General features: G+C 34.2%; 14 protein-coding genes, 4 pseudogenes and 1 riboswitch. Of the genes and pseudogenes, 12 read left to right on the top strand and 6 right to left on the bottom strand.

Annotated elements, in window-relative coordinates; translation table 11 throughout:
- The first annotated feature begins 17 nt into the window (after positions 1-17).
- Both HRG09_RS29530 and cyoE read left to right on the top strand, forming a co-directional pair.
- Positions 18-825 (top strand): annotated as a pseudogene (locus tag HRG09_RS29530) (DUF4097 family beta strand repeat-containing protein).
- A 246-nt stretch (positions 826-1,071) separates the two neighbouring features.
- Positions 1,072-1,989, top strand: a complete 918-nt coding sequence (gene cyoE / locus HRG09_RS17945; RefSeq protein WP_174102249.1) for a heme o synthase — start codon at positions 1,072-1,074, stop codon at positions 1,987-1,989.
- A 126-nt stretch (positions 1,990-2,115) separates the two neighbouring features.
- Here cyoE and HRG09_RS17940 read toward each other — a convergent pair whose 3' ends face one another.
- The 3 genes from HRG09_RS17940 to HRG09_RS17930 all read right to left on the bottom strand — a co-directional run bounded on the left by HRG09_RS17940 (position 2,116) and on the right by HRG09_RS17930 (position 5,297).
- A complete protein-coding gene (locus tag HRG09_RS17940; protein WP_174102248.1) occupies positions 2,116-3,207 on the bottom strand; it encodes a sensor histidine kinase in 1,092 nt (363 codons plus the stop codon).
- Position 3,208: 1 nt separating this feature from the next.
- Positions 3,209-3,922, bottom strand: coding sequence for a response regulator transcription factor (locus HRG09_RS17935; protein ID WP_174102247.1), 714 nt, complete (start codon positions 3,920-3,922; stop codon positions 3,209-3,211).
- A 145-nt stretch (positions 3,923-4,067) separates the two neighbouring features.
- The gene (locus HRG09_RS17930; RefSeq protein WP_174102246.1) at positions 4,068-5,297 is read right to left on the bottom strand and encodes an aspartate kinase; all 1,230 of its coding nucleotides are present in this window, start codon (positions 5,295-5,297) and stop codon (positions 4,068-4,070) included.
- 230 nt (positions 5,298-5,527) lie between these two features.
- Positions 5,528-5,714, bottom strand: a riboswitch (Lysine riboswitch).
- A gap of 202 nt (positions 5,715-5,916) precedes the next feature.
- Here HRG09_RS17930 and HRG09_RS17925 point away from each other — a divergent pair.
- The 4 genes and pseudogenes from HRG09_RS17925 (at position 5,917) to HRG09_RS17910 (ending at position 10,429) form a co-directional block, all read left to right on the top strand.
- The gene (locus tag HRG09_RS17925) at positions 5,917-6,825 is read left to right on the top strand and encodes a DoxX-like family protein (protein WP_174102245.1); all 909 of its coding nucleotides are present in this window, start codon (positions 5,917-5,919) and stop codon (positions 6,823-6,825) included.
- Positions 6,826-6,829: 4 nt separating this feature from the next.
- Positions 6,830-7,450: a DUF4166 domain-containing protein gene (locus HRG09_RS17920; protein ID WP_174102244.1), complete on the top strand. Its 621-nt coding sequence runs from the start codon at positions 6,830-6,832 to the stop codon at positions 7,448-7,450.
- The gene (locus HRG09_RS17915; protein ID WP_174102243.1) at positions 7,447-9,075 is read left to right on the top strand and encodes a YndJ family protein; all 1,629 of its coding nucleotides are present in this window, start codon (positions 7,447-7,449) and stop codon (positions 9,073-9,075) included. The genes HRG09_RS17920 and HRG09_RS17915 overlap by 4 nt, the downstream gene beginning before the upstream one ends.
- Positions 9,076-9,215: 140 nt before the next feature.
- Positions 9,216-10,429 (top strand): annotated as a pseudogene (locus HRG09_RS17910) (MFS transporter).
- 44 nt (positions 10,430-10,473) lie between these two features.
- Here HRG09_RS17910 and HRG09_RS17905 read toward each other — a convergent pair.
- Both HRG09_RS17905 and HRG09_RS17900 read right to left on the bottom strand, forming a co-directional pair.
- A complete protein-coding gene (locus tag HRG09_RS17905; protein WP_174102242.1) occupies positions 10,474-10,935 on the bottom strand; it encodes a hypothetical protein in 462 nt (153 codons plus the stop codon).
- 256 nt (positions 10,936-11,191) lie between these two features.
- Positions 11,192-11,584: a hypothetical protein gene (locus HRG09_RS17900; RefSeq protein WP_174102241.1), complete on the bottom strand. Its 393-nt coding sequence runs from the start codon at positions 11,582-11,584 to the stop codon at positions 11,192-11,194.
- 113 nt (positions 11,585-11,697) lie between these two features.
- Between HRG09_RS17900 and HRG09_RS17895 the strand changes: the two are divergent.
- Positions 11,698-11,871, top strand: a pseudogene (locus HRG09_RS17895) (MFS transporter); the annotation flags it as partial.
- A gap of 121 nt (positions 11,872-11,992) precedes the next feature.
- Here the strand turns inward: HRG09_RS17895 and HRG09_RS17890 are convergent.
- Positions 11,993-12,403: an SMI1/KNR4 family protein gene (locus tag HRG09_RS17890; protein WP_254610118.1), complete on the bottom strand. Its 411-nt coding sequence runs from the start codon at positions 12,401-12,403 to the stop codon at positions 11,993-11,995.
- 437 nt (positions 12,404-12,840) lie between these two features.
- Between HRG09_RS17890 and HRG09_RS17885 the strand changes: the two are divergent.
- The 5 genes and pseudogenes from HRG09_RS17885 to mntA all read left to right on the top strand — a co-directional run bounded on the left by HRG09_RS17885 (position 12,841) and on the right by mntA (position 17,968).
- Positions 12,841-13,400: pseudogene (locus HRG09_RS17885) on the top strand (undecaprenyl-diphosphatase).
- Positions 13,401-13,576: 176 nt separating this feature from the next.
- Complete coding sequence (locus HRG09_RS17880) at positions 13,577-14,860, top strand: MFS transporter (RefSeq protein WP_174102240.1); 1,284 nt, start codon at positions 13,577-13,579, stop codon at positions 14,858-14,860.
- A gap of 542 nt (positions 14,861-15,402) precedes the next feature.
- Positions 15,403-16,152 carry a metal ABC transporter ATP-binding protein gene (locus HRG09_RS17875; protein ID WP_174102239.1) on the top strand — a complete coding sequence of 250 codons (750 nt, stop codon included), beginning with the start codon at positions 15,403-15,405 and terminating at the stop codon, positions 16,150-16,152.
- A complete protein-coding gene (locus HRG09_RS17870) occupies positions 16,149-17,015 on the top strand; it encodes a metal ABC transporter permease (protein ID WP_174102238.1) in 867 nt (288 codons plus the stop codon). The genes HRG09_RS17875 and HRG09_RS17870 overlap by 4 nt, the downstream gene beginning before the upstream one ends.
- A 17-nt stretch (positions 17,016-17,032) precedes the next feature.
- On the top strand, positions 17,033-17,968 hold the full coding sequence (gene mntA / locus HRG09_RS17865) for a manganese ABC transporter substrate-binding protein/adhesin MntA (protein ID WP_174102237.1): 936 nt from the start codon (positions 17,033-17,035) through the stop codon (positions 17,966-17,968).
- Positions 17,969-18,022 lie beyond the last annotated feature (54 nt).

Genomic DNA, 18,022 nt, shown 5'->3' with positions numbered 1-18,022 from the left:
CAAGAAGGAGTGACGGAATGAGAACTATCAAAGAGAAAATATATTTGTTTTCATTTATAAGTACAATGATTTTGAGTTTAGTAGCTTGTGATGAGAAAGGGAATGAAGCACCAGTCTCCAAAAAGTTCGCTGCAGAAAATATAAATGAGATTTATGTAAAAACAGTAGGACAAAATATTAAACTTCACTCTACAACAGGAAAAGATATTAAGGTGGATACAGGAGAGATGAAAGATCTAAAAGTAAAAGAAGATGGGGAGAAACTAGAGATTATTACAGAGAATTCGTCGTCTATTGTGAATTTGAAAACAGCTACAGTACATATATATATACCTCCCCGAAAAAGTATATGAAAAAATAGATATTAAAACAGAATCAGGAGAAGTAATAGGAGAGAATATAACATCAAAGCAATTGAATTTGTATAGCGATTCAAGTGATATGACAATAAAAGATTATAAAGGAAACAGTATAAAAGGGGTTTCTGAATCAGGAGGGATTACGTTACAAGGAGTGGAGGGAAGCTTCGATATTCAAAACAATACAGGAGAAGTGAATGTATCCGCTGCTTCAAATCTAAAAAATGAAAGTAAAATAAAAACGGAATCATCTAATGTAAATATAAAATTGAGAAAAGAGCCGACAAGTCTTGAGGTTGATTTGTCGACACCTGCGGGGAAAATCAAAAATGAATTTTCACTTTCAACTGGTGAAAAAGGGAACGATCATAAAGTAAAAGGTCATATAGGAACTGGAAAAGAAAATGATACAAAGTTAACCGTGCATTCTATGACAGGAAAGATTGAATTAAGGCATGAAAAATAACGGAGGCATGAAAAACGATATGTTCTGAGTGGTGATTTCAGATTTGTTTAGAATATTTTTTCGCTGAATATACCTTTTTAGGAATATTTATACAAGTATTTTCAAATTCTCATAGATTAACCTTCAAAGGCGCAACATATACTCTCTTTTTCTTGACATGCATATCATATAGTATTAATATACCGAGGAGTATGTTAATACTATATGTATGGTAGAAATGCCTGATGAAAAGGAGTACAGAGTGTCATGGGAAGAAAAAAAGAATTAACAAATTCGAAACGACAGTTATCGGACATTTTAGCCCAAACTGTGAAGACTGGAATTATTAAATCGAATTTGGTCCCGATGTTTGCTGGATTGACATTGGCTTTATATAAATATAAAATTAGCCCATTTGAAAAAATTCCAGAAATTATATTTGCGATGATTGGTTCGATTTTAATCATAGGAGCAGCAGGAGCTTTTAACAATCTGTATGATCGTGATATTGATTCAATTATGGAACGAACAAAAAATAGACCGACTGTAACGGGAGAAATCAGTTTTAAAGCCGTATTATGGCTTGGGATAGTCATGACAATTTCTGGTTTAGCATTTCTTGCGCTAACGACATATTTAGCAGCGTTATTAGGATTTTTAGGTTTATTTTTGTATGTCGTACCATATACAATGTGGAGCAAAAGAAGAACAATTTATAACACGGAAATTGGAAGTATTTCAGGAGCAATGCCGCCGCTCATCGGGTGGGCTGCTATGTATCCGGATATCACGCATCCAGCTATTATCGGTCTTTTTATTATCATGATTATTTGGCAAATGCCTCATTTCTATGCGATAGCCATTCGTAAACATGATGAGTATAAAGCTGCAAAGGTTCCGATGCTTCCAGTAGTAAAAGGGGTTAAAAGAACATATATACAAACGAACGTGTATTTAATGATTTTAATTATTATCAGTATTCTTTTAGGGTCATTAAGTATTGGTCTTATGTTAGTATCACTTCTTTTAAGCATACTATGGCTTGCTTTAAGTATTTATGGTTATAGAAAAATGGATTCAGAGAAATGGGCAAAATCATTGTTTATTTTTTCTCTGTTTCATATGACGATTTTATTTTCCACAATTATTATCTATTCTCTAGTAGGTATCTTTTTCGGAAGTTGAAAATAAGGTGCTGATACAAGAGTTTTGTAAAAAGTAAAAAACCAATTTCTCCTCTATAAAAGGAGAAATTGGTTTTTTTATGTAAAGAAGAAAGTTTCATTTCATGTAGACAATCTCAGAAGAAGACTAGCGATTTGAGAGTATGATATGAATCTTTGAGCCTGTACCGATTTTACTCGTAACACGAATCGTCCCGCCGTGTGCTGTTATAATTTTATGAGCAATTGTCATCCCAAGGCCTGTTCCTTCATTTGAAGCATTTGTATTTGTCCCACGATAGTATTGCTTAAATAAGTTTTGAACGGTTAATTCATCCATGCCAGCGCCAGTATCTTCTATTATAATATGTATATCTTCTTGTAATAGAATAGAGGTATGGATTTTTGTTTCTGGAGGATTGTGTAAAATAGCGTTCATAAACAAGTTTTGTAAAGAACGGTGGAATAATTTTGTATCAATTGGAATCATTATGTTTGTATTGATTGATTCAAAACTAAAATGATAATGCTGAGAGCGTGGATCGTTTGTTATATCAGCTATCAGTCTTCTTGTAAATTCAACGATGTTTATTTCTTCTTTTCTTAATGGGATTTGTGAATCTTGAAGACGAAAGGAAAGGTTTAAGTCTTCAATTAACTCTTTCATATGATCTCCCTTTTGCTGAATTTCTTGCAAAAATTTTTCTTTTTCTTCGTGACTCCAAGTATGATCTGGTGATAACATAAGCGCGCTGTATCCTGTAATATAGGTAAGTGGTGTTTTGAGATCATGAGAGATTCCTGCCATCCATTCCCGTTTCATTTTCTCAAGTTGTTCACGTTCAGTTTCTATTTCTCGTAATCTATTTGTTAATTGCTCTATATTTAGAAAGACGTCTTTATATAGGCGGTACGGCCCTTTTAATTTCCTTGTTTTTTTCTTATACATTTGTTTTGTGTTTGCTGACGTCACGTAGGATCCTTCTGCTAGTTGGTTAATCCAAGAAATCATCCGGAATAGAGGCTTACTAATATGCCACCCATATACAATGGCGCCGATAAGAAGCGTACATATAAAGAGGGAAAAAACGATAAGAGCTTCTGTATCCTTGTCATCTTTTCCTATTCCTATAAGAGGGAGTATGCCTTCCATAAAGATTGCCATAAAAATACTCATAAAAAAAGTACCGATACATAAACTGCGAATAAAATGGAAGCCTAATCTGAAACCAATTTTCATATTATTGCTCCTTCGTATGTGGGATAAATTTATAACCAATCCCTCTTAAATTGACAATGTATGTAGGTGATTTAGGGTTTTCTTCTATTTTTTTACGTAATTTAGAGATATGCATGACGACGGTTTTATCATCACCCATAGAGGTGAATCCCCATACTTGTTCGTACAATTGTTCAGCAGTAAAAATTCGGTTTGGGTGTGTACATAAGAAAGTAAGTAATTCTAGTTCCTTAGCGGTGCAATGTATAGGTTCAGCGTTTACTGTTATCAATCCTTCGCTAGGATATAGAGAAAAGGATTTAAAATGTAGGTTTAATTTTTCTTCATTGTGCAGTTCTTGTATCATATGTTGTCTACGCAATTGGACGTTAATCCGGGCAGCAACTTCTAAAGGGTTAAATGGTTTTGTTATGTAATCATCTCCGCCAATTCCTAGTCCTGTTAATTTATCTAAATCACTTGAGCGCGCTGTTACAAATAAAATAGGAGTATTTGTATAGTTTCGAATTTGTCTGCATAGTTCAAATCCATCAATATCCGGTAGCATCACATCGAGTAAGATAATATCGAATGGATGATTTTTAATAAGAGTTAATGTCTCAGCTCCATTGGTAGCGGTTGTTATATGAGAGAAGTTTTCTTTTTTTAGTGTAAGTACTAACATATCTAGTATGCCTTGTTCATCATCTACTAAAAGTATTTTTTCTGTTCTCACTACGGATCCACCTTTACATGTTTTTTGAATCTATTAAAAGATATTTGGAAAATATTTCACATGTAATAGTGTAACATAATACTATTTTGCTAGATAAAAAAATAACAACAAAGAAAGATTCTTTGTTGTTATTTTCAACATCAAATTAATTCATTTGTACCATAGGTTCAATTTTTGCCATAAATGATTGATGAAGTGCTTCTACACCAACTACTAAATGGAGGCGATCAATGACAACAGATACTTTAATTTCAGATGTACTTACCATTTTAATATGAATATTTTCTTCTTTTAATGTAGAAAACATGCTAGCCGCAACACCAGGATTTGATACCATGCCCGACCCTACGATAGATACTTTAGCTAGGTGATTTTCATATTCTACAGATTCATAATGAAGCGTTTCTTGATTTTGTTCTAATACTTCGAGTGTTTCTCTTAAATCATTCGAATGAATAGAGAAGGATAGATGTACAGTACCTTCATTTGTAATACTTTGAATAATAATATCAACATTAATATGAGCTGTAGCTAGTGTAGAGAAAACAGTTGAAAGTGATCCTTGTTCTAACCCTTTCATTGTTACACGTGTAATGTTATCTTCAAATGCAATACCTTTTACCACTGATTGTTGTTCCATGTTACATTCTCCCCTTACAATTGTTCCATTTTCTTGTTCCATGCTTGAACGAACTTCTAAAACGACGTTATAATTTTTTGCAAATTCAACAGCGCGTGGGTGCAGTACACCAGCTCCAAGATTTGCGAGTTCTAACATTTCATCATAAGAAATTTCATCTAATTTATATGCGTCTTTTACAACGCGTGGATCAGTTGTGTAAACGCCTGTGACGTCTGTATAAATATCACATTTTTTCGCTTTCAGCGCAGCTGCTAATGCGACAGCAGTTGTATCAGAACCGCCGCGGCCAAGTGTAGTAATCTCGTTCTCTCCACTTAATCCTTGGAAGCCAGCAACGATTACAATCGTACCTTCTTGTAAATAGGATTGAATACGTTCTGTGTTAATATCAGTGATTCTTGCGCTTCCGTGTACAGATTCAGTTGTAATACCAGCTTGCCAGCCCGTTAGTGAAATAGCTTGATATCCTTTTGCTTGCAATGCCATTGTTAATAAGGAAATTGTTACTTGCTCGCCAGTTGTTAGGAGCATGTCCATTTCACGTTTACTCGGATTTTCACTAATAGCGGTAGCGAGTGCAACAAGCTCATCTGTGCTTTTTCCCATTGCAGATACAACAGTGACAACACCGTTCCCTCGTTCATATTCTTCAATAATTAAATCTGCTACATGTTGAATGCGCTGGATACTTCCGACAGAAGTACCACCGAATTTTTGAACAATCGTTTCCATTGCAAATTCCTTCTTTCATCCATTTTTTATTCGTAAATTAGGAAAGGTGTAAAAACATATAAGAGCGATATACAAGTCCCTAAGTATTCCTGTAGTTATCGGAAAGAAAAACAAAAAACACCATCTCAAATAGATGAGGATGGTGCTGTTACAGGAAAAGGGAAACAGAAAAAGGAGCTAATAAAAAAACCGCCAAAAAAGGAATATCATATAGAACATGATATCTCTTTTTTGTAGATAGCTCTTCACATATACACGTCTGTATATATGACAGTTCTGTTTCTATTCGAAAACAGCCCCAATTGATAAATGCAGAGAAATTTATCAATTTCGGCAACACTTCCTTTTTTCTAAACTCATAGACATCTCTGTGTCTCCTTTAGAATACTGATAAGCGTTGCAACCTCTATCTCACGTTTTGGGCGAGAGTGTTTGGTTTATGAAGTTATTTGGTAACATTTGTTTTATAATAATTAAAATATTTTAGGAAATCAAGTACTTTATTAATATTTAGAAAATTTAATCTTTTCTAATAAATAAAAAGAATTATTTGAAAAATATAGATAGAATTGGATTTTGTATATACATTAGTAATATAGAGGAATGGGAGGGCGAGAGTGTGAAGAGGCCGAAATCGATTTATGTTCGAGCAGAAATGGAAACATCAATGGAGGAACTATGGAAGTATACACAAGATCCAATGTTACATACAGAGTGGGATGTACGATTTACTGAAATATCATATTTAGAGAGAAAAGAAGATGAACCACAACGTTTTTTATACAGAACGAAAATCGGTTTTGGGCTCGAAATAGCTGGTGAAGGAGAATCGGTAGGGGAATTACAAAAGGAAACAGGAGAAAGGATATCTTCGCTAAAATTTTGGACAGACAGTAAGCTTTCGTTAATAAAAGTAGGAAGGGGATATTGGAAGTATACACCGAATGAAAAAAAGATTAGTTTTGAAACGCAGTATGATTATGAGACGAGGTTTGGCGGTGTAGGGAGAATTATAGATTCATATGTATTTCGGCCGTTATTAGGATGGGCTACAGCGTGGAGTTTTGGTGCTTTAAAGTTATGGCTAGAAAAGGGGTTTCACCCTCGGTTGCTAATAAAGAAATCCATTATTCACTGGATTGTTTGTTTGATACTCTCTTTTGTATGGATATATCAAGGGCTTGTGCCAAAAGTATTATTTAATCACCCAGAAGAGGTACGGATGCTTTCTGTACTTAGTGGTTCAAACGAAAATTGTATTCTTGCTCTTAAAATAATTGGTTTTTTAGAAATAGGATTCGGGATCATATGGTTGTTGCCATTTCAAAAACAGAAGTTATTGCTGTTACACATTATTATTTTAATTGGTTTAACCATTGCAGCAGGATTCACAAATATTTTGAGTTTTATCCAACCATTTAACCCCATTACCTTAAATTTTATATTAATTGGATTATCATTTATTGGTTATATGAACAGTGATGATTTACCAAGAGCGAAAAATTGTATGAGAAAAAGAAAGGGGTAAATGTGTGGCTAGCATCTATGAACGATTATTAGGAGAATCTTATCAGCAGCTACATCCAAAATTGCAAAAACGTTATGCAATTACGGAAAACAATAGTTTTATAGGTGAAGGGAAAATGAATGAAATTACTGAAGGGTCATTCTTTGTCAAAATGGTTTTAAGAGTTACATCGAAATTTCGCATGTTCTTTTCAGAAAGAGGAAAAGAAGTACCGTTTACGATACATAATACTGCTGAAAAGGATGCGAAAGGAATTACCTTTGTAAGGTGGAATCGGATGTTTCTGTTTGGTAACAAAAAACGTTACTTCAATGCTGTTATGTACTTAGATACGAAACAGAATGAAATTATTGATTACTTTGGTGAACCGCATTTGCTTGTATCAACACTTACATTTTATGTTGATAAAGAGGGGGCGATGCATATCTCATCAAAGAAACAATGGTTTTACATACTTGGGCAGAAAATACCCTTACCGAAATTTTTATATGGAGAGGCGAAAATTAAAGAGAGCTATGATGATGCAGTAAACTGTTACAAAATTCATGTTCAAGTACGAAATCCATTATTTGGCCCGCTTTTTTCATATAAGGGAACATTTGTAGAAAGGGATCAAAATAGATGAAAAATATAATTGTTGGACTTATTTGTTATATGATTTTTCTTATATTGGAATGGCCAGTACTATATCCTGTTGAAGTAATTATATTACTATCTATTCTTCTATTCATACCAATGTCATTTTGCATTGTTGATAAGGAGAAAAGAGATGGATCACAGGTTTTATTTTATAAAACAGTATCGTTGTTTTATCCGGTTGCTGCAATTAGTGCGATGCTTGCGTTTGTAACAAATTATTTTTTATTTGCAATGATTTGGTTTATATATACAGGCATGATTGCATTGTTTGGTGTAAGTAGATTGTTTGAGAGAGGATGGAAACCTTTAGAGGAGACGGCAATTGATAGTGGGTTTATATATTTGTTTTTAGGTGGGTTTTGGTTCTTTGCCTCTGTAGCAAATCTATCAATTATGCAATTTAGTTCTGATATCGTTTTACTTACAGCAGCTCACTTTCACTATTCTGCATTTTTACTTCCCTTATCTGCAGGATTACTCGGGAGAAAGCAACAAAAGAAAAATAAATTATTTGAGATTGTTACATGGATTATTATCATTTCTCCGATGACAGTAGCAGTTGGAATTACTTATTCAAGAATATTCGAGTTCTTTGCTGTATTCATTTATCTCATCTCACTTTATGCATACGGTATTTATGTATGGAAAACAAAATTCACTTCGATAGTTGCAAAAATTCTGCTGATCATTTCATCGAGTACACTTATGATGACAATTCTATTTTCACTCGTATACTCATATGGGAATTTGAAACAAGCTATGACGTTTACTATTGCTCAAATGATTTGGATTCATGGTGTTGTGAATGGAATTGGGGTAGCGTTGCCTGCCTTTATTGCTTGGATGCTTGAAAGGAGTGTGCCAGCGTACATTCATTACGGAAAAACGATGAGTCACCTGAGGGGGAAAATGAATGTGGAAGGGACGAATGTTGTAAAAGAGAAGATATATACAGGTCTTGTAAATCAAATGAGTGATTTTCATATTGTGCAGTTTGATGAAAGAGAAGTATCTCCACTTATCATTGATTTTTATGAGCATACGAAAGATTATCAATTAAAAGCAAATATTATGTGGTCTCAATGGTTTCGTCCCTTTGCTTTTCTCTATGAGAAAATGAGTAGACATATGCAACAAATTCATTTAGGGATGGGGAATAAATGGGAAGCTATGTCTAGTAATATCATTGCGATAGAAGAGGAACAAGATGTTAGGAAAGATGTGAGAGCGTGGATCAGAAAAAACGAACAAGGTGAAACAATTTTTGTAGCCCTTTACTCGCAGCATACATATGACGGAGAAACTTATATGAATATTGCCTTGCCATTACCATATTCGAATATGACAGGCATTTTAAAATTACGTAATGAGAATAAGAATCTTATCATTACTAGCAGGTTAAGGGGAAATGCAAAAGGGGATGAAGGAATTTACTTACATACTCGTTTCTTTACGCTTCGATTACCATTATCTGAGACGTTTACGATAAAAGAAAAGGCGAATAAGGCTTTGGTAGCCCATCATCAAATGTGGATATTTGGTGTGAGGTTTTTAGAGATTGAGTATGAGATTGAGCGGATGGAAGAGAGAGGTCATTGGATTACTTTTTAGTATATCTAAACATTTAATTGTTAGAAAAAAAGAAAAATAAATGTTATAATAAAAGGAAAAAGAAGGAAGATATTTAAGGGAAGGGGATACATATGCAAGGAGAGGTGTAAAAGGAAAATAAAGGTAGTTATGTAAGTGATTTGTTGTTACCTGTTACAAAATCACGTCATTTTACTTTCTTATGGATCGGGCAACTTCTTTCCGTTCTAGGAAGCTCTATTACAATGGTAATTCTTCCAGTAGTCGTATATACGTTGACGGGATCAACAGTTGTTATGGGAACGACGATGGCGATGTATATGCTACCGAATATTCTTATTTTACCGTTTTCTGGGTTAATTGTTGATCGGATGAATCGGGTTAAATTAATGTTATTTACGGATATCGTTCGATGCATAGTGATGATAACAATTGCGACGCTGATTTTTACAGACACTTTAACAATCCATATTTTATATGTATTAATAGCATTATATGGACTAATGGAAGGGCTATTCCAACCTGCATATGCAGCAGTGCGAGCGAAGGTGTTTGTACCAGAAATTCGCAATGCAGCTAATGCATTAACACAAATGAGTAGTCAAGGTGTGCGTTTAATAGGTCCAGCACTTGGGGGGCTTATTGTTTCGGTTACATCGGCTGGGATCGGATTTGGCTTAGATGCATTGACTTACTTGCTATCTTTTACTTGTTTGTTATTTTTAAAAGGTGTAACAGCTAAAAAAGTACAGGAACAGACAAATCAAAAAATGAATTTCAAAAAAGATTTTATAGAAGGGATCGTTGTTTTAAAAAGTCACCCGTGGCTATGGATTACAATTTTAGCATTTTCATTTATTAATATTTGTCACGCAGGAATTATCGTTGTATTAATCCCTTGGCTATTTAATATATATCATCAGTTTGAACCGTTTGTGTATGGACTTGGAATGGCGTGTTCTGGGGTAGGGGCTGTTGTGGCAGCTCTTATTTTGGCGGAAGACAGAGGTGGCATAGAAGGGGATTGCTTGCTTATGGAGGTGTCTTTATTAGCGGGGTGGCACTTTTAATCATGCCTTTTGTTTCATGGGCTCCGGGATTAATAGGATTAATGGCACTCGAAGGGTTTGGAATCATGATTTTCGGTTTAATTTGGGAAACGAGCTTGCAAGAGCTGGTGCCAGAAGAGGCATTTGGAAGAGTGGTAAGTCTTGATATGTTAGGGTCGTTTGCATTATTACCGCTAGGATATATAGTCGTTGGGTGGTTAGCGAGTGTAATTGGTGGTACTGTGACAATTATGATTTTAGCTATTGCGGCAATTGTCGTAGTAGCAATCGCGCTGCTTGTTCCGAGTATTCGCCAGTTTGATTAGTGTATATTTACAAAAAAACAGTAAGTTCTGCTAAAGGGCAGAGCTTACTGTTCGTGAAAGAAAAATATTTGTGAATACTGCTTTGCTTCTTTTTCAGGATGACCGTTATAACTAAATTGACTGTCTTCCCAGCTAATAATAACTTCAAATGAATTGGCATCTTTATATAATGGGAATTTCATTTTTGAAAAACTAGTTTGACTATATGACACACTCATATCAGACTGATTGAAAGGTTTGAAAGCAGCTTTTGATTTTGGGTTATTGTGACGAATTTCAATTGATACGTTACTTACGTCCTTACCGATATTCTTTACAAGTAAGCTATATGTATGATACATATCTTCTGTTGATTGCAATGCTTGCGGCTCTTTAGCCTGATCAACTTCAATACGCCACTGCTTAGATTTTGATGTAACAGGGAGTTCTGTAAAAGTAAAGGCGCTTGTTTGAAGTGGAACTGCAAAACAGATGAAAGTAAGTAAGAATAATATTTTTCTTTTCATGTACCATTCTCCAATTTGCTATAGCTGATTATTTTGATTTTGTTAGCATGTTCTAAAGGTAAAAAAGTTATACATAAATATTTGGTTTAGTAGTTATAGAAACGTGATGTTACATTTTTTAAGTTTATATACTATATATAACTATTTACTTCTTGTTTTTTAGATATAAGTTCATCTTTTAGCTATAAATATAAAAAGAATGGGGACGCTTTTTCTTGAACAACCTGATAGCTGTCCCCGTTATTTTACAATATATTCATCTTTCATCGTTTGTGGATGTTTTTTTACATTTTTTATTTTTTATTTTTATTGCTTCCTGTCCGCCTTGCTCGTCGTTTCCTTTTCCAGCAACTCCGCTTCTCCCATTTCCATTTGCGAACTGTGATTTATTATTTACGCTTTTGCTACCATTTATAGCATTTTGTCCACCTTGATTTGCGTTTGTTCCAACATCTTTATTAATTTGTCCGCCGCCTTCTGCCCTTTGCTCAATGTTACCAGCATTACTGCCTCGGTCTGCGAGATTATAGATGTTATATATGGTAATATGAATTGAAATATTGTTTTTATCGAGTTCGAAATAGATATTTTCGTTTGATTCATTTTTATCATAGTGGTTATCACTTTTATGTTTTTTATCGTTTTCCATAGAGTTTTTCCTTCTTTCTTCTTTGATTTGGTATATCTCTTAGTATTAATGTATTAAATTTGGTTTGTTTTTCTTGTATGCTTGTCTAATAAAATTCATGATGTATGTTATTAGTAAAAATTAAAGAAGAGAAAGTAAGGGGAGAGATTCTTGCATTCTCAAATGATGTTAGCCACTATGCAGAGAAAAAGATGACAATGCGCTTTACAGATTTATATAAAGCGAGTGTACCGATTATTTTGATTTGTGGTTTGGTTAGCTTGGTGTTTTATGAAGGGGAGTTCTAGGTTGGTAGGAGAAGAAAAGTTTTAATAAGTAAAGGTTAGAAAGTAAGTTTAATGAGAGAAAAACATTCCACAGATGCATTAGTGGAATGTTTTTTCTATTTTATATAAAATGGTTACTATCTCAAAGCTTTTTCCAAAATATGTTTTGAGCAACTTCTTTAAAATTCTTTTCCTCCCTTGGTACGATTGATAAGTCCTCATGCCAAATCTCAACAATTTTCCAGTTGTTTGTTTTATGAAAGCCTATAGCATCGCCGGCATAGTTATCACAAAATAGTAAAACATTTTTCAGTTCTGGATTGTCATCTACATCATATATTTCATCTGCTTCAATAAGTCCTCTGTAAAACATAAAATAGGAATTAGAAACAGATCCATAGCCGACTTCCTTTAAGAAGGAAATATAGTCTTGGGGTACACCGTTAAGCATGGATTCTTCCTCAATAATGGAATCAGTTAATGTACTAAAATCATAATCAGTTGGTGCATCATGAATTTTTTTATAATATCTTTGTATACCATTTGTAAACACTCCAAACGTATTTTGAGTTTTAGTATAATGGTGGTTGTTTCGTTACCTACCATATTTTTTACAAACTATTATAGAGATATAGACTAGCGAAGTATTGAAACAAAAGATATCCATACCAACTACATACTTCGTTTGTTAGTGTTTTAATGTTAACATACTATTCTGTTTTTCTGGAATGTACTATTTATATTTACCTTAAAGTGTTTCATATAAACACTTTAGATAAGTTGAACTGTCAAAATGGAAAGGAACCTTACAAAAATGTAATGTTTATGTCACGAAATAAGATAGTACATCGTGAGTAATCTTATTAAAATGGAATAGATTATGCTTTTTGGCTGGAAAGCAACAGAAAATATAGTTTGCTGCTAAATTACTTCAAGAGGTATATTTTATTAACATGTAACGTGAACGAAAGAATTAAAGGAGATTATGTAATGAATTTTAAAGATTTAGATTATGAATGGTTCCACTTTATAAATGATAAAGTACAGCAATATCCATTAATAGATCATGTAATGATACTATTTGCAGAGTATAGTATGCTTTCGCATTATTGCTCGTCCTGTTATGGATAAGAAATAAACCTAATTTTCGTGTAATGGCTTTTCAATCGATGGTTGCATTTACTTTAGCGTATTCTATAAATAGAATCATCGAGATATGGGCTTATAGAGAGCGTCCCTTTGTTTCCCATAACATCACACAACTCGTAGATCATGCTACTAATTCTTCTTTTCCAAGTGATCATGCAACATCAGCTATTGTCATTGCAGCTACACTATTGCTATCTGCATATCGTTTTAAATATACTTGGTTTTTGTTAGCGCTTGGTGTAGCTTTTTCGAGAGTATGGGTAGGCGTACATTATCCACTTGATGTAATTGCAGGAATTGTACATGGAGTATTGATAGCTCTATTTACACAGTATGTTGTATTTAAAATACGTCCTGTTGTTAGTTTAATTGCGAAACCCATTTTTCAAGGGGGAAACTAATTTTATAAAGTAAGATGCTTATATCTAAGAAAAACTGTCCTAAATCAAAGTATTTAGACAGTTTTTTTGTTGGTCTCTTTTAGAACGAAAAGAACGGATGAAAATGTTATTGAATATGAATTGTTAACCATAGTACATTTAACAAGGGGAGAATTTTTCAAAAAGAAGGTGAGGAATTGCTTAATGAAGCAAATGGCCTAATAAGGGGGCATATGTATACAGCAGAAGAACAACAAAAGCTGTATAAACGAACATTAATCATTGTAAGCATTTCGCAAATGTTTGGAGGTGCGGGCTTAGCCGCTGGAATTACAGTCGGAGCACTTCTTGCACAGCAAATGCTTGGAACAGATGCATTCGCGGGATTGCCAACAGCGATGTTTACGATGGGATCAGCAGGAGCGGCTTTCATAGTAGGGAGGCTTTCGCAACGTTATGGGCGCCGAATTGGGCTTGCGACAGGCTTTATGGCAGGGGGAATTGGTGCTATTGGTGTCGTAATGGCAACTTTAACAAATAGTATTATCCTTTTACTAGCTTCTTTACTCATTTACGGAGCAGGAACAGCCACAAACTTACAGGCTCGTTATGCTGGTACGGACTTAGCGAATAAGAAGCAGCGTGCAACTGCGATCAGTACGACAATGGTTATGACGACTTTTGGAGCGGTCGCTGGACCGAACCTAGTGGGGATAATGGGGAATATCGCTCTTTCCATTGGTATTCCGAAACTTGCGGGACCGTTCTTATTATCAGCAGCTGCATTTTTACTAGCAGGGCTTATACTTTTCATTATGCTTCGCCCAGATCCATTAATAGTAGCGAGTGTAATAGAAACATATAGACAGAAACAAACAAATAAAGGAAATTCGATGACTAAGACGTCAATAGAAAATAAAAGAGGTGTTATAGTTGGTGCAGTTGTGATGATACTTACGCAAATCGTAATGGTTGCAATTATGACAATGACTCCTGTACATATGAAGCACCATGGTCACGGATTGCATGAAGTGGGCCTTGTTATTGGTTTCCATGTAGGGGCAATGTATTTACCATCACTCGTTACAGGAATTTTAGTTGATAAGATTGGCCGGGTGACAATGAGTATCGCTTCTGGGGTAGTATTACTTAGTGCGGGAGTGGTGGCTGCTATCGCACCAAGTGATTCTCTAATCCTCTTAGTCGTTGCTTTAGTTTTACTTGGATTAGGATGGAACCTTGGATTAATCAGTGGTACTGCTCAAATTGTTGATGCAACAGAACCTTTAACACGTGCAAAAACACAAGGGAAAATCGACGTTTTAATTGCATTAGCCGGTGCTTCCGGTGGAGCGATGTCAGGTATGGTAGTAGCGAATTCGAGTTATGCAGCATTATCATTAGCTGGAGGAGCTTTAGCTTTATTACTCATTCCTGTTGTGATTTGGTCTCGAAAAGGTAAAGAACATGAAATAGAATAGAAGTCCAGAAAGTTTTGTAGGTTGATTTGAATTATAATGATGGGGCCAACTTTTTAGGGAAAGTTGGCCATTTTTTCATTCTTTATTTACCAATACTAGTGATTCCATAGGGATTTGTTAAGGTATGTTTATACCATCTCAAAATATGAAAGGTATAAGAACTCCGTATAAAGTTAGTATACAAAATAATGTTGTTGAAAAAACAAGTGTATAAATTATGTCGTACGGTAAATTTAGATTACATTTTTTAGAGGGGGTATCTGGAATAGTGGTGCTTATAATAAAAGGTGTACGTATTGAGGTGAAAGTAATATATTTTAGATGAATTTTGAAAGGGTATTCATAAACTAATAAAAAAACAGTTTACAAATTTGAGTTCGGCTTATATAATTTGACTCATATAAAAAAGTTTCCTTAAGGAAACATAAGGTTTGATCTACATCATATGTATAATATAATGTATCTTATATTTTTTTGGCTTAAAGTTGCCTTTGTGCAAAATACTTATACTGACGAAAAAAAGAAAGGGGAATGCATGAAAAATGGCTGAGGCTATAGTTGTCAAAGATTTGTTTGTATCATATCAAGGGAATCAAGTGGTTCAAAACGTTTCCTTTGATATTGAAAAAGGAAAACTTGTTGGAATTATTGGTCCAAATGGAGCGGGAAAATCTACTTTGATGAAAGCTGTTTTAGATTTAATTCCAAATGATAAGGGATATGTTCGAATTCTGGGAGAGGATATTCGAAGTGCTAGAAAGCGTATTGCGTATGTACCACAAAGAAGTGATATAGATTGGGATTTCCCGATTACAGTTTTAGATGTCGTGCTAATCGGAACATATCCATCTTTAGGTGTGATGAAAAGACCAAAGAAAGAACATAGGGATTGGGCATTCGAATGTCTAAAAAAAGTTGGAATGGAAGAGTTTAAAAATCGTCAAATTGGTGAGCTTTCAGGCGGACAACAGCAACGTGTCTTTTTAGCAAGAGCTTTAGCGCAAAAGGCAGAGATTTTCTTCTTAGATGAACCATTTGTTGGAATAGATGTAACAAGTGAAGAGACAATTATTAAAATTCTTAGAGAATTACGTAAAGAAGGAAAAACGATTGTTGTTGTACATCACGATTTAAGTAAAGCAGAGTCCTATTTTGATAAATTACTATTATTGAATAAAAGCTTAATTCAATATGGAGAAGTACAACAAGTATTGGAACCAACTGTTATGTCAAAAGCGTATGTGAATCAGGGAATATTCTTTAATAATTCAGCGGAGGTACATTCATCATGAAGATTGTAGAATTTATAGATGCATTAATGCAGTACGGTTTTCTACAGAAGGCGTTATTAACTTCCGTTATGGTAGGAATTATATGTGGTGTAATTGGATGTTTTATTATTTTACGAGGCATGGCATTAATGGGTGATGCTATTTCACATGCCGTTCTTCCAGGAGTAGCGCTTTCTTATATGATTGGAATGAATTATTTTATTGGTGCGGTTTTAACAGGGATTATTACTGCAGTAGGAATTGGATTTGTAAGTCAAAACAGTCGTATTAAACATGATATGGCGATTGGGATTATGTTTACCTCTGTATTTGCTGTAGGGATTATTTTAATTACCTTTATGAAGAGTAGTTCTGATTTGTACCATATTTTATTTGGGAATGTCTTATCGGTTCGTTCTTCTGATATGTGGATGACACTTATTATAGGAATTGTAATTATTGGTCTTGTATTTCTATTCTACAAAGAATTACTGGTGTCTACTTTTGATCCAACAATGGCACAAAGTTATGGATTGCCGAACAAATTGATTCATTATGGCTTAATGATTCTTCTTACAATGGTTACAGTTGCTTCACTTCAAACTGTAGGGATTATTCTAGTTGTCGCTATGCTTATCACACCAGCAGCTACAGCGTATCTATTAACAAACCGTTTATGGGTCATGATTTATTTAGCAGCAGGTATTGGTGCGCTTTCATCTGTAGTAGGACTATATTTTAGTTTCTCTTATAATCTTGCTTCAGGTGCAACAATTGTTCTTGTCGCAACATGCTTGTTCGGATTGGCATTCTTTTTCTCACCGTCACAAGGTTTATTTTGGAGAGCTATAAAAATTAGAAAAAATAGAGCAGAGTTGTCATAATTGATTGGAGGATAAAGATGAAATTAAAAAATGTGTTATTTTCGATACTTTGTATTTTTGTTTTTGCACTAACAGCATGTTCTAGTAATACAAATGGAAAAGAAGAAAAAAGTGGGAAATTAAAAGTTGTAACAACATATTCCATTATTTATGATATGGTGAAGCAAATTGGTGGAGATAAAGTTGAAATTCATAGTCTTGTTCCAATTGGTGCTAATCCCCATGAATATGATCCGCTGCCAAAAGATGTTATGAAAATGACAGATGCAGATATAGTGTTTTACAATGGTTTAAACTTAGAAGAAGGTGGAGCATGGTTTAAAAAACTATTAAAAACTGCAAATAAATCAGGAGAAGATGCACCTGTTTATAAGGTAAGTGAAGGTGTAGAGCCGATTTATTTAGAGACAAAAGGATTAGAAAAAGAACCAGACCCACATGCATGGATGAATATTAAAAATGGTATTTTATACGCTGAAAATGTGAAAAAAGCATTAATTAAAGAAGACCCTAAAAATAAAGAGTTCTATACTGAAAATGCGAAAAAATATGTAGCAGAACTTCAAAAATTACATGATGAGACAGTAAATAGAATTCATCAAATCCCTGAAGAAAAACGTTTCCTAATCTCTAGTGAAGGTGCTTTTAAATACTTTGGAAAAGCATATGGAATTAAGACGGGATACATTTGGGAAATTAACTCAGAAAATCAAGGTACTCCAGATCAAATTCGAGACGTTGTAAGTTTAATTCAAACGAATAAAGTTCCAGCTTTATTTGTAGAAACAAGTGTAGATCGACGTAGTATGGAAACTGTTTCAAAAGAAACGAATGTACCGATTGCTGGTACAATCTTTACAGATTCACTTGGTAAATCAGGTGAAGATGGAGATACTTACTTGAAAATGATGAAGTGGAATACAGATACCATTATTAATGGATTACAGAAGTAGTATTAAGTTGAATAAAATAATAAAACAAGCACCTACTCAGGTGCTTGTTTTATT

The sequence above is a fragment of the Bacillus sp. Xin1 genome, from assembly GCF_013314535.1.
Lineage (GTDB): Bacteria > Bacillota > Bacilli > Bacillales > Bacillaceae_G > Bacillus_A.
Note: the sequence above shows the minus strand (reverse complement) of the source record. Positions and strands in the feature narration are given on the sequence as shown.

Excerpts from the sequence above, each read along its gene's own strand:
- HRG09_RS17900 (WP_174102241.1), bottom strand. The coding sequence starts at position 11,584 with ATGGAAAACGATAAAAAACATAAAAGTGATAACCACTATGATAAAAAT.
- cyoE (WP_174102249.1), top strand. The coding sequence starts at position 1,072 with ATGGGAAGAAAAAAAGAATTAACAAATTCGAAACGACAGTTATCGGAC.
- HRG09_RS17915 (WP_174102243.1), top strand. The coding sequence starts at position 7,447 with ATGAAAAATATAATTGTTGGACTTATTTGTTATATGATTTTTCTTATA.
- HRG09_RS17940 (WP_174102248.1), bottom strand. The coding sequence starts at position 3,207 with ATGAAAATTGGTTTCAGATTAGGCTTCCATTTTATTCGCAGTTTATGT.
- mntA (WP_174102237.1), top strand. The coding sequence starts at position 17,033 with ATGAAATTAAAAAATGTGTTATTTTCGATACTTTGTATTTTTGTTTTT.
- HRG09_RS17905 (WP_174102242.1), bottom strand. The coding sequence starts at position 10,935 with ATGAAAAGAAAAATATTATTCTTACTTACTTTCATCTGTTTTGCAGTT.
- HRG09_RS17870 (WP_174102238.1), top strand. The coding sequence starts at position 16,149 with ATGAAGATTGTAGAATTTATAGATGCATTAATGCAGTACGGTTTTCTA.
- HRG09_RS17875 (WP_174102239.1), top strand. The coding sequence starts at position 15,403 with ATGGCTGAGGCTATAGTTGTCAAAGATTTGTTTGTATCATATCAAGGG.
- HRG09_RS17930 (WP_174102246.1), bottom strand. The coding sequence starts at position 5,297 with ATGGAAACGATTGTTCAAAAATTCGGTGGTACTTCTGTCGGAAGTATC.